The organism is Pseudactinotalea sp., assembly GCF_048594945.1.
Taxonomy (GTDB): Bacteria; Actinomycetota; Actinomycetes; order Actinomycetales; family Beutenbergiaceae; genus Pseudactinotalea.
The window spans coordinates 34,492-46,325 of sequence record NZ_JBMDXJ010000333.1 but is presented as its reverse complement, the minus strand read 5'-3'; the positions used below and the strand labels follow the sequence as shown (position 1 = coordinate 46,325).

Annotated in this window: 9 protein-coding genes; 1 reads left to right on the top strand and 8 read right to left on the bottom strand. The window is 70.2% G+C overall.

What is annotated here, in order from left to right:
* Positions 1-613: 613 nt before the first annotated feature.
* From ACOJSN_RS15085 to ACOJSN_RS15055, 7 genes are all read right to left on the bottom strand, one after another.
* Positions 614-1,087: a tRNA (cytidine(34)-2'-O)-methyltransferase gene (locus ACOJSN_RS15085; protein WP_420113314.1), complete on the bottom strand. Its 474-nt coding sequence runs from the start codon at positions 1,085-1,087 to the stop codon at positions 614-616.
* A 16-nt stretch (positions 1,088-1,103) separates the two neighbouring features.
* Positions 1,104-2,261 (bottom strand): AAA family ATPase, encoded by a 1,158-nt coding sequence (locus ACOJSN_RS15080; RefSeq protein WP_420113311.1) that lies wholly within the window; start codon positions 2,259-2,261, stop codon positions 1,104-1,106.
* 214 nt (positions 2,262-2,475) lie between these two features.
* Positions 2,476-4,029 carry an inositol monophosphatase family protein gene (locus ACOJSN_RS15075; protein ID WP_420113310.1) on the bottom strand — a complete coding sequence of 518 codons (1,554 nt, stop codon included), beginning with the start codon at positions 4,027-4,029 and terminating at the stop codon, positions 2,476-2,478.
* Complete coding sequence (locus ACOJSN_RS15070) at positions 4,026-5,042, bottom strand: ABC transporter ATP-binding protein (protein WP_420113309.1); 1,017 nt, start codon at positions 5,040-5,042, stop codon at positions 4,026-4,028. Before ACOJSN_RS15070 ends, ACOJSN_RS15075 begins: the two co-directional genes overlap by 4 nt.
* 7 nt (positions 5,043-5,049) lie before the next feature.
* Positions 5,050-5,871: an ABC transporter permease gene (locus tag ACOJSN_RS15065; protein ID WP_420113308.1), complete on the bottom strand. Its 822-nt coding sequence runs from the start codon at positions 5,869-5,871 to the stop codon at positions 5,050-5,052.
* Entirely contained in the window at positions 5,871-6,818 is a 948-nt protein-coding gene (locus ACOJSN_RS15060; RefSeq protein WP_420113307.1) for an ABC transporter permease, read from the bottom strand. Before ACOJSN_RS15060 ends, ACOJSN_RS15065 begins: the two co-directional genes overlap by 1 nt.
* Positions 6,815-8,026, bottom strand: a complete 1,212-nt coding sequence (locus ACOJSN_RS15055; protein ID WP_420113306.1) for an extracellular solute-binding protein — start codon at positions 8,024-8,026, stop codon at positions 6,815-6,817. Before ACOJSN_RS15055 ends, ACOJSN_RS15060 begins: the two co-directional genes overlap by 4 nt.
* A gap of 165 nt (positions 8,027-8,191) precedes the next feature.
* Here ACOJSN_RS15055 and ACOJSN_RS15050 point away from each other — a divergent pair, with 165 nt between their 5' ends.
* Positions 8,192-9,271: a substrate-binding domain-containing protein gene (locus ACOJSN_RS15050; RefSeq protein ID WP_420113305.1), complete on the top strand. Its 1,080-nt coding sequence runs from the start codon at positions 8,192-8,194 to the stop codon at positions 9,269-9,271.
* 32 nt (positions 9,272-9,303) lie between these two features.
* Here the strand turns inward: ACOJSN_RS15050 and ACOJSN_RS15045 are convergent, their stop codons facing one another.
* Positions 9,304-11,805, bottom strand: a complete 2,502-nt coding sequence (locus tag ACOJSN_RS15045) for a polysaccharide lyase family 8 super-sandwich domain-containing protein (RefSeq protein WP_420113304.1) — start codon at positions 11,803-11,805, stop codon at positions 9,304-9,306.
* Between the last annotated feature and the right edge of the window lie 29 nt (positions 11,806-11,834).

Below are 11,834 nucleotides of genomic sequence, written 5' to 3'. Positions count from 1 at the left end.
AGGATCACACTGCCGCCGTAGAGGATGCCGGCCAGCAGTGCCGATCCCAGCAGGAGCCACAGCGTGAGCGACCGGTCTCGGCGTTGTGCCGCTCGCTTGCGCTGCTCGGCGGCGGGCTCCGTCGACATAGCACGGTCCTCTCGTCGGAGGGAACCACGATGGCATCGGGGCGGACCCGCCGCCATCGGCGGGAACTGAACCTGTGGATAACCGTTCTCCGGACTGATCCGTGGGTCGGAGTCAGCGAATAGCGGTTGGCCGTTGGCACTCGCCTGCGGGGCTGGCGTGCCGTTGGTGTCAGCTTCTCAACGCCAATCGCCCACAACCGGGAGCCACGTGCCGTCGATGTCACTTCCTCGACGCTGGGCCTCGCCCGGGCCCGCATCGGCGTGACTCAGCTGCCATGCCGGCACGCCTCTCACGCCACGGTGGCCTTCGGCGTGACAGAGGCGCCCACATGGCACGCCAGTCACGCTTCAGCCCCCGCGTGGGTTCCCGAGAGGACCCGTGATGCAGCTCGTGGCAACGCCGCGTACGCAACCATGTCCCCGCGGATCAGTCCGGAGAGCCGGATGACCTTCTGGAGGGCGCAGACCCGAGCGACCAAGGAAACCTAGACCCCGCTGTCGTAGCCGTGCTGGCGCCAGGCCTCGTAGACGGCGATCGATGCGGCGTTCGCGAGGTTGAGCGACCGCACGCTCGGCTGCATCGGAATCCGGACCAGCTCGGTGAGGCGGACATCGTCGAGGAGGTGATCGGGCAGACCGTCAGGTTCGGGACCGAGCAGCAGTGCGTCGCCCGGCTGGTAGGAGATCTCGTGGAACCCGGTGCTCGCGCGCCCGGTGAACGCGAAGATCCGCCCGGTGCCATGCTCGCTCAGGTGCGCCAGGGTCGCCTCCCAGTCGGGATGGACGACGACGTTCGCCAGGTCGTGATAGTCCAGTCCCGCCCGGCGCAGCTTGGCTTCCGAGAGATCGAAGCCGAGCGGCTCGACAAGGTGCAGCGTGCTGCCCGTGACCGCTGCCAGGCGGATGGCGCTGCCGGTGTTCCCGGGGATACGCGGCTCGTAGAAGACGATGTGAAAGATGGTGGGGTTCTCCTCTCTATCGCTTCGGCCACGACCAGGACGGACGCGTGAGTAGTCCCTGCTCGGCGACCTGCGTCTCGCCGAGTTCCTTGACCAGCTCCACGCGGGTGACATCATCGCCCAGCGCCGCCGCCAGCGGGGCGGAGTGGGTCACGAGCACGATCTGGGTGCGCTCTGCTGCGGCGCGCACCATCTCGGCCAAGGGTGCCAGCAGGTCAGGGTGCAGTGAGGTCTCCGGCTCGTTGAGGACGAACAGCTCGGGCGGCCTCGGGCTGAGCAGCGCTGCAGCGAGCAGCAGGTACCGCAGCGTGCCGTCGGAGAGCTCGTCAGCGCGCAGCGGCCGTAACATCCCTGGTTGCTGCAGCAGCAGCGTGAAGCGGCCGTTCTCCACCTCGATCTGCAAGCGCGACCCCTCGAACGCGCGGGAGACCGCCTCGGCCAGGGTGTCAGCGCGGCCGATCTCGATGATGGTGGCGATCGCCGCGGCGAGATCGGCACCGTCACCGCCGAGCACGGGAGTGCGGGTGCCGACGCTCGCAGCGCGCGCCGGTGCGTGGGCGTCGGTGCGCAGGTGGTCGTAGAAGCGCCACCCCCGCATCTGCTCGCGTAGCGTCAGCAGCTCGGGCGCGCGGGTGGGGTCGGCCAGCTCGGCGAGCATCGAGGAGTAGGTCGGGAGCGAGAGCGTGAGCTCGTCCCAGCCCTCGTCGGTCCGAGTGGTCGCGACGGCCCCGTGCCGCTGCGCCAGCAGGGCGGCCGGGCGTGGGACCGGACCGCTCCACACGTGCTCGGCCTTGATCTCCGGGTCCAGCTCGAAGCGGGTGGGCATGTCCCGCTTCGGGAGCCCAAGGTCCATCGCGTAGCCGAGGCCGTCGCTCGCGAAGCCGATCTGAAGCCGCACCGGCCCGCTGCGGCGAGTGCCCTGGACCGGGACCTCGCCGCGACGCATCGCCCCAGAGATCGTCTCCGGCCCGGCCCAGAGCGTGGAGGGCAGGCCACCCTCGCGCGCCAGCGCGGACACGGCCTCGCCGCGAGCCGCGTCGGTCAGGAGCCGCAGCGCCCGGTACAGGCTCGACTTCCCCGAGCCGTTGGCGCCCGTGACCACGGTGATCTGGCCGAGCTCGACCACGACGTCGCGCAACGAGCGGTAGCCGGAGACCGCGAGTGTGGTGAGCATGGTGCCCAAGTTACTGGCGCCCTCGGACAGGCTCCGGCGCACGGAGCCGCTGTTCGTAGGCCGGCGACTGCCGTGCCGTCGCACAAGCCGCCCTCGTGGACACTGCTACTACCTCTCGCTCGTGTCGCCGTTGCACCGTGCGCCCTGGTGGACACTTCTGCAACACCGCAGCCGCGAGGCGCCCAGCTCCCCGGTGACATCGCCATCGTGAGGCCTACGCTGTTCGGGACCCCAGATCGTGCTCCCACGGGGAGGTCTCCTGCCACTGCCGCCACAGCGCGGTGGCGGCGCGCTCATCGGCTCCCGCGACGACCGTGCTGCCGACCGGGTGCGGGTTCGGCTCGCCGTGGCCGTCGAGCACGGTGCCGCCTGCTTCGAGTACCACCAGGGCAGCGGCCGCGTGGTCGAGCGGGCTGTATCGGTGGATGATCGCGGCGACCCCGCGCCCCATCGCGATGCCGGCGAGCGTCGCTGTGCCCGAACCCGGCACGCGCATCGTGCAGTGTCGCTCGGCGAGCGCATCGAGCAGGTCGTGCAGGCCCGGCCACGCACGCGCTCCGTCGAGCTCGGTGATCACCAGCGCACCCGAGAGCGGGTCGGCACCGAGGTTCGGCGACGTCCGCAGCTGCTCGCCCGCCCGCCAGCTGCCGCGGCCCTCGATCGCGAGCACGGGGACCGGCGTCGGACCGCCGTCCGGGCGGTCCGAGACCGGGTCGAGAACGACGCCGACCACGGGTCGGTCGTTCTCCACGAGGGCGAGCGAGAAGCTGGTCCACGGGAACCCGTTGGCCAGGTTCGCGGTGCCATCCACCGGGTCGAGGTACCAGCACGGCCGATCGCCGTCGTGCGTACCGCCGTACTCCTCGCCGACCATGTCATGGTCGGGGAACTGCGCCCTGAGCACCTCCCGCACCCGGCGCTCGATCTCGCGATCCACCTCGGTGACGTGATCGGCCGGGCCGGTCTTGGTCTCGACAGGCCCGACGCCGACGCGCCGGGCTCGCGCCGTGGCCTCAGCCGCGTGGTCGGCGAGCTCGAGCGCGATCGACGCCTGCCGGGCGCGGTCGTCGACCGTCCCGGATGCCACTGCGGATGCCACGACCTGGGCCCGGTTGGTGGTGATCGAGTCGACACCGATCGCGGCCAGATGCGCGGCCTGAGCCGCGTCGTCGACGGTCCAGACGGCGACCTCGACACCCTGGGCGTGCATCGCCTCGACGAACGCGGGTCCCACGAGCAGGTGCTGGGCGTTGATCAGCGTCACGCCGTGGAGATCGGCCGCGACGGGTGGCTCGGCGGAGTACCAGGGGGTCCACACAGCCGCCTCGGGGATCACCTCGCGCACCTGACGCATCGCGTTGGGATGCCCGCACCAGGCGGTGCGCGCCTTCGTCTCGCTCGTGGCGACGAGCTGCGCTGCGGTCGGAGCCACGTCCGCGTCGTCGATGTCGATCAGCAACGTGGCGTCGGTGCCCGCGACGAGCGCGAGCGCCTCAGTGAGCAAGGGGATCCGGCGTTGACCGCCGCCCAGCTCACGGACCTCGTCCAGGGAGACGTCGGTGATGGCACGCGGATCACCCCACAGTCGCTCGAGCGTGGGGTCGTGCAGGAGCACCACGTGCGCGTCGGAGGTGACACGGACGTCGATCTCGATCCAGGTGAGGCCGGCATCGAGGGCAGCCTGCACGGCCGCGAGCGTGTTCTCGCGTGCGCCGCCGCCTGCGTTGCCGTGCAGTCCGCGGTGGGCGACCAGCCGGGGGCCGGTCACGCGGGAACCGTCACGGGTGCGTCGTCGAGCTTGCCATCGCGGTACCGGAGCGCGCGCGAGATCCGCACGCCGACCTCGTCACCGGGCTCGGGTGGCTCACCCGTCACGAAGGCCCGCAGGTTCGTGTCGTTGACCTGGACCACGACCTCGGCGTAATGCCCGTGCGGGAGCACGCGCGTGACGACGCCGGGCATGCCAGCAGGATCCAGACGGACATCCTCGGGCCGCACCATCCACTCGGCGCCGGGTTCACCCTCGCCCAGGTCGAGTGCAGGGATCGTGTTGCTGGACCCGATGAAGCCGGCCACGAACGCGGTGGCGGGCGCGCGGTACAACTCGGCGGGCGTGGAGACCTGCTCGATCCGCCCCTCGCTCATCACGGCGACCCGGTCCGAGACCGACAGAGCCTCCTCCTGGTCGTGCGTGACCAGCACGGTCGTGATGCCGAGCCGTTGCTGGATGTCGCGGATCTCCTCGCGGACACGCACCCGGAGCTTGGCGTCGAGGTTGGAGAGCGGCTCGTCGAGGAGCAGCAGCTGCGGTCGCTGCACCAGCGCACGGGCGAGCGCGGCGCGCTGCTGCTCGCCTCCGGAGATATGCGCGGGTCGCGAGTCGGCGTGGTGCGAGAGGCCGACGAGCTCCAGCACCTCGGCCACGCGCTCCTTCACCTCCGTGCGCGGGACCCGCGCGACCTTGAGGGGAAAGGCCACGTTCTTGGTGATGCTCATGTGCGGCCAGAGCGCATAGTTCTGGAACACCATCGCGCTCGGGCGCCGCTCGGGGCCCAGGCGGGTGATGTCGGTGCCGGCCACCTCGACCGTGCCCTGGTCGGGGTGGAGGAATCCAGCGATCAGACGGAGCGTCGTCGTCTTTCCGCACCCTGAGGGGCCGAGCAGCGAGACCATCTCGCCGGGCGCGATGTCGAGGTGCAGGTCGTCGACGATCGTGCGGCCGCCGAGCACCTTGCTGATGCCTGCGAGCCGCAGGCCGGGTGTGGTGGAGGATTCGGTCACGTCGGTCCTAACGGATCTGGAAGCCCTCGGCCAGCTGCCCGCCCATGATGTAGCGGCGGGTCAGCAGCAGCAGGACCACGGAGGGGATCGAGAGCAGGATCGCGAACACGGCCGCGACCTGCTTGGGGTAGTTGAGCACCAGCGAGTACATCTCGGTGGGCATCGTCATGTACGACGGCGCCCCCACCAGGTAGGTGCCCTGCGCCTCGTCGAAGGACGCGAGGAAGCTCATCACGCAGGCCACGAGGATCCCCGGCATGGCCAGCGGCAGAGTGACGGTGAGGAACACCCGCAGCTTGCCCGCACCCGCGTCGCGCGCCGCCTCCTCCAGCGAGCGCGGAACCGAGGAGAACGCCGCCGCCGGGATCCACGTCATGAAGACCACGGTCCCGATCAGGTGGACGATCACGATGCCGAGCGCCGTCTCCATGAGATTGAGCCCATAGAAGACCGTGGCCATCGCCACGAACAGACCCATCTTGGGGAACGCGTTGGTGGCGAACAGACCGATGAGGAAGATCCGCCGTCCGGGGAAGTTGAAGCGCGAGAACGCATAGGCGGCAGGCAGGCAGATCAGCGCCGACAGCAGCACCGTGACCGGTGCGAAGAACAACGTGTTCTGCATGGCCCCGAACAGCTCGGGCTCGGCGAACACCACGCGCCACCAGTCGAGCGTCCACCCTTCCGGCAGCAGGTTGGGGTAGCGCCAGCGCGTCGCGAACGCGTGCATGCCGAGCCAGATCAGCGGGCCGAGGATGAAGCCCGCCACCAGCACGATCAGCACGGTGGTGAGGATGCGGCCGCCCGGGTTGCGTGTGGTCGAGCTCATCAGACGCGCCCTTCGGACTTGGCGGAGCGGAAGTTCGCCCACACGTAGGTGGCGGCCACCCCGGAAGCGATCACGAACACCACCACGGCGATCGCGGCAGCCTGCTGCGGCTGGTTGAAGGACTGGAAGTACTTGCTGATGTCCACCCCCAGCTGCTGGGGCGCGTTCGGTCCGGTGAAGTAGGGGACCGTGAACTGTCCCAGCACCCCGATCGCCGTGAACGTCCCCGCGATGATCAGCGGGATGCCGGCGAGCGGGACGAGGATCCGGAACACGATCGTGGCGGTGCTGGCTCCGGCGTCGCGGGCGGCGTCGATCAGCGCGTCAGGGATGCCTTGCATGCCGGAGGTGGACATCAGCAGTGCGAACGGCAGGTTCACCCAGACCGAGGCGATGATCACCCCGGTGACCGTGAACCCGAAGATCGGAGCCTCGGCCCCGAACTGGGCGAACAGGCTGCGCAGGAACCCGTCGCCCGAGTAGAAGTTGAGAATCGCCCAGGAAGCGATCACCACCGGGATGAACAGCGGCACCACACCCAGACCGGAGAGCATCGAGGACGCCCAGCCTGCACGGAGCCGCAGCAGCACCGCGATCCCGATCGCCATGGTCAGCACCGTGAGGGTGGTGACCACGGTGACGAGCACCGTGGCCACCAGATCCCGGAAGAACCGTGGGTCGGCGAAGAGCTGCTTGTAGGCGGCGCCGGTGACCAGCCCGTCAGCGGTGTAGACGTTCTGCCCGATCAGGGCGGCGGTGCGGTTGAGGCCGCCGGTCATGCCGAAGCTGAAGCCGATCGCCAGCAGCACCGGCACCCCGACGAACAACAGGATCACCAGCACCGGAGGCAGAGCCATCGAGAACCCGACCGCCGCGCGTCGACGTTCTGCGTGGCGGGCCGCGCTGCTGGGGCGGGCGCGGCCGGGTCGGCTGCGGGTCGCGCTCACGGGACGAGCTGGTCCCACAGGTTGCTCATGTCGTTGTTGTTGTCGCTGTAGTAACCGGGACGCAGCGCGCTGGGGTCGGCATCGGCGAACTGCTCGGCGATGTCCTCGGGGAGCTGGTCGAGCGCGATCACCGGGTAGCCGGAGATCTGCTCGGCAATGATCGTCTGTCCCTCAGGGCTGAGCACGAAGTTCACCAGGTCGATCGCGCCCTCGGTGTTGTCCGCGGTCCGGGGGATGCCGAGATAGGAGGCACTCCCGGTGAAGGACGGGTCGCTGATCTGCGTGTAGTGCACCTCCTCGGAGATCAGCCCGGTCTCCACCGCGGTGATGAACTGATCGCTCCACACGGGCGCCATCGAGATGCCACCGTTGCCGAGCAGCTCGAGCACCTGGGAGTTGCCGTTGGGGTAGACGCCGCCCTGATACACGGACGCACCCAGCTCGTTCAGGCGCTCGAACCCGGGCGTCCACTTCTCCTGGAGGTCTTCGTCGTAGGCCACGCGCAGCGCGTCCTGCTCCTCCTGGGTGAGGTAGCTGTCGAGCACCGTGGTGACGAACGCTCCGCCGGACCCACCCGTCGAGGGCGAGTTGTAGGCGAACTCGCCGGGGTTGTCCTCGATCCAGGTGAGCAGCTCATCGAGTGTCGCGGGCGGGGTGTCGATCACCGTGCTGTCGTAGGCCAACAGCACCGAGGAGGCGCGATAGGGGATGCCGACGCCCTTGCCCGCAGTCACCGTGTCCTCTGGGACGCTGTCGAGGCCGGCGATGCTGCCGGCTTCGATCTCGAGCAGCGTTCCGGCTTCCGCCGCACTCGAGATGACGAAGCCGGCGTCCACGAGGTCGAAGCCCGGGTCGTCGCCGGCCTCGGTGGCGGTGACGAGCTTGGCGACGGTCTGCTGGTCGTGCTCGCCGTGCAGGTCGAGTGTGACCTCCACGTTCACGCCGGGGTTGGCCTCCTCGTACGCGGGAATGATGCCCTGCTCCCAGAGGTCGACGAGATTGGTGTCGCCGGAGATGAAGATGGTGACGGTGCTCGCGCCGTCGCCCCCCTCGTCGTCGCCGGTGCTGCCGGACTCGTTCGAGGAGACCGGTCCGCAGGCGGTGGCGAGCGCCACGGTGCAGAGGCCGGCGATCCCGGCCGTGAGGAGTCGCTTCGAGATCACGGTGGTGGTTCCCTTCGAGGAGCGATCGGGTGCTGCGACGGGCATCGCAACGTTCGTATGCAAAGCGTCCGGGGTGTCCTCCGCGTGAACGCTGAGCAACGGGATCCCGAGTCACCGGGGAACTCATCGCAACGTTGCGATGGGAGGATCGGACGAACGTATCGCATCGTTACGGCGGGCGCTAGTGTGACGCCGAGGAAGGGGTGGCACATGGCAGGTCGAGGTCGCCAGGGCCGCGCGACGATCGCTGACGTCGCGGCGGCGGCCGGTGTGTCCACCTCGACGGCGTCCCTCGTCTATCGCCGGTCGGATCGGGTGCTGCCGGAGACCCGTGAGCGAATCCTCGCCGCGGCCGAGGGACTCGGCTACCAGGGCCCGGACCCGGTCGCGTCCTCGCTCCGCAGCGGTCGGAGCGGGATCATCGGGATCGTCATCGCCGAGCGCGTGCGGCAGGCATTCCAGAACCCGGTCGCGGTGGCCACGATGGACGGTCTGTCCGATGTCCTCGACAGCGGGGGTTTCGGTCAGCTGCTGCTGCCCGGGCGTGCCGAGCCCGCCCCCGAGCGTCCCGACCCGTTGCGGATGCTGCCGGTCGATGCGGTCGTGTTCGCCACCCGCGGCGAGGAGTTCGACCACCTGCTCCCACTCGTGCGCGCACGTGGCGTCCCGATCGTGGGGATCGAGGGCCCCCACGCCGAGGGAGTCACGCTCGTAGAGATCGATGACGACGGCGGGATGGCCGAGATGGCCAGGCACGTCGCCTCCCTGGGGCACCGGCGGGTGGGGGTCGTCATGCGCACCACGCGCCTGGGCCGCGGCGGCGGACCAGGGCCGGTGGAGTCGATCGGGGCGCGCCTGAGTGAGATCGACAACCGCACGATCCGCGGGCGGCTGGAGGCCGTGCAGGCGGTGTTCCCGGACGCCATCAGGGTCGAGGCAGGAGGGCGCGACGCGGCGGCCGGTGCGGCTGCATCCCGCCGGATGCTCGAGCTCGAGGACCGGCCTACGGCGCTGCTCGCCCAGAACGACATGCTCGCGGCCGGCGCGATCCAGGCCGCGGAGGCGTTGGACCTCACAGTCCCGGGCGATGTCACCGTCACCGGGTTCGACGGCGTCGACATGCCCTGGCTGGGCCGCTCGCTGACCACCGTGCGGCAACCGCTGCACGAGCGCGGGCGGCGGGCCGGCGAGCTCGTCTCGGCACTGCTGCGCGGCGAGCAGGTCCCGCCACGCACCCTGCTGCCCGTGGAGCTGGCCACGGGGGAGACCTCCGGTGCACCGCCGGACTGAGCCCGGGCGCGAAGGTGACCTGAGATCCTTCCTCAGCGCCGTCGAAGGTTGATCACGGCCGAACGGCCGTACAACTGGTGCACATCGACCGTGAGCTCGGAGCCGTGGCCGTGCCGACCCTCCCGGCACCGCTCGCCGTTCTCGACGCGGTAACGACGCGGCAGCCGCAGCCGCACCTGGGACCGCTGCGTGGTCGGGTCCGCCACGGCCACGTCGAGGCCATGCCGCGTGGTGCGGAGCAGAACGCTGGCGGCGCCCTCCACGGCGACGTTCCGGACCCGGTGCCAGCCCTGTGTGAACGTGTTGATCGCCAGCAGGTCGGTGCGCCGGTCGGTCACGGCCTGCACGGATGTGGAGTTCTCGAGCACGCGCACGGCGGGGCGCGAGGACAGCGATGCTTCGTCCGCGCCGGGGTGGATCGACCATGCGAACGAGCCGCGGCGATCACCCGCGCCGTGCCGGGCGGTCAGCGAGAACACCTCGCCCTCCACCAGCGTGTCGGGGTTGCTCGTCCGGAGGCTGCGGCGGCTCGCGCTCACCTGGTCCAGGCTCACGCGGACCGTCGAGGATTCCAGCAGCCGGTACCCGATGCTGTGGTCGCCGTCGCGCTGGAGCAGCCACCGCAGCCGAGCTTCCCCGGCCCCGGACCAGGCGCGGCCGTCCTCGCGCTCGCCGATCACCGTAGCCGCGCCGCTCCGGCGGCGATCGAGCGTGACCAGTACGTCCCGGTCCTGCGGATCGGTGACGCCGGCCGCGAGCAGCACCACGCCGTCGTCGAGGAAGAACCAGCTCCGCACGGCGCGGGCACTCGCCCAGGTGCGGAGGTCCTCAGGCAGCAGACCGCGCTGGGAGTCGCGGTGCGCGACGTCGTCCGAGAGCACCATCGCGGCGCTGCCGAGAGCCTCCATTGCCGCGCCGCCCGAGTGCGGGTGAGTGCCGGTGGGGAAGTAGACGTAGGTGTTCTGCGACTCGGACGAGGACGTGAACTCCAGCGGGTGGTCCGGGTTGTCGTACCAGGCCTGGCCGTACAGCTCGGGCACGGTCTGCCGTTCCTCGTCAGGTGCGATGACGCCGGGGAGTCCGTGCGCGGGCTGCAGCACCAGCCCGTCGAGCCCGTGCGCGCTCGCGTGGTCCTGACCCGTGAGGTAGAGCTGGTGCGCACCCTCGCCCTGGAACCAGCTGCGGAGGTTCTCGGCGCTCATGTACTCGTACTTGCTGATCCGCTCCGAGGAGCGGGAGAGGGCAAAGGTCCACCCGGGCCGGCGGTGCACGCTGCGCTCCATCGCGGCGAAGTGGTGGTGCGAGGTCTCCGCCACGGCGTCCGCGCCCACCAGGGCGTCGTCGTCGAGGATCGCGGTCGCGAGCGCAACGCTGAGTGGCGAGACCATCCGTGCGGGCTCGGTCGCCGAAGCCACGAGCAGATGCTTGGCGTACGGCCGCAACCAGTCGACGTCGCTCGCGTGCTCGGTCAGGTCCACCACGGCCTCGGCCACGGCGGCGATGTCGGTGTACCCGGTGGCAGTGCGCGAGACGGCGCGCCCCTTGACCGCCTCCATCATCCAGCCTTGTGCCACCAACGGTGCGAACCCGGCCTGCACCCAGGTGAGGACGGTGCCCACCAAGGTGCCGTCGTCGGCCCATGCCGTGCCTCGCAGCACGTCGAGCGTCTGCACCACGCGCGTGAGCAGCGCGCGGCCATAGGAGCCGGTGTAGGCCACGGAATGATGCTGGATGAAGGACCCGTCGGCGTAGTAGCCGTCGGTGACGCCGTGCTGCAGGCGGTAGGGATCCACGGTCGCGAACACCGTGCTCTGATCGGCCAATGCCTTCGTGATGCGCGCGTCGTCTGCGGTCAGCGCGCCCTGGAGCACCCGGTTGCCGGTGATGTCGGCGAGGTTGGCGCCGGTGTGGAAGCGCGAGTCGAGGTCGACGTCGCCGTTCTCGCCGTTGAGCAGGAACGCGTCCATCGCGCCCACGCACCGCTGCACCAGCTCGGGGTCGGCAACGGCGCGCGTGAGGACGAGGGTCCGGGTGACCTGGGTCGGGATCCCGATCTCCCACTGGAACCAGTTGCCGTAGTAGCCGGACTCGACGTCGTGGTAGTACTCGGACTGCAGGCGGTCGAGGGTGGCGAGGGCGCGGTCCTGGACCTCCCGGACTTCAAACAGCGGCGACGTCGGCGTCGCCGTCGCGAGCGCGATCTCGGCCACGTAGGTGAAGGCACGGGCGAGGGCGGCTTCGTCGTCGCCGAGCTCCAGGTCGGCGAAGACTTGGTCGCCGCTCGCAGCATCGAGCAGGTCGAGCCGAGCTCGCGCATTCGCGGTGATCGTCTCAACCTTCGCCGCCACGGCGGGCAGCCGATTGATCTCGGCGGTGCCCGCCAGCAGCGTGGTCGCGTTGGCCAGCAACGGCTCGACATCGGCGGTGCCGGCCGGCGCGTCGGCAGCGGCCGGCAGGGCGACCGAGCCTCCGACGGCGGCCACCAGCCCGGCGGCGGGCATGCTGACGAGTAGTGATCGGCGGGTGATGCGCACGAGTCTTCTCTCCCTGGGCGGCGATCCGG

Coding starts and splice junctions, on each gene's coding strand:
- ACOJSN_RS15050 (WP_420113305.1), top strand. CDS start 8,192: ATGGCAGGTCGAGGTCGCCAGGGCCGCGCGACGATCGCTGACGTCGCG.
- ACOJSN_RS15055 (WP_420113306.1), bottom strand. CDS start 8,026: ATGCCCGTCGCAGCACCCGATCGCTCCTCGAAGGGAACCACCACCGTG.
- ACOJSN_RS15065 (WP_420113308.1), bottom strand. CDS start 5,871: ATGAGCTCGACCACACGCAACCCGGGCGGCCGCATCCTCACCACCGTG.
- ACOJSN_RS15080 (WP_420113311.1), bottom strand. CDS start 2,261: ATGCTCACCACACTCGCGGTCTCCGGCTACCGCTCGTTGCGCGACGTC.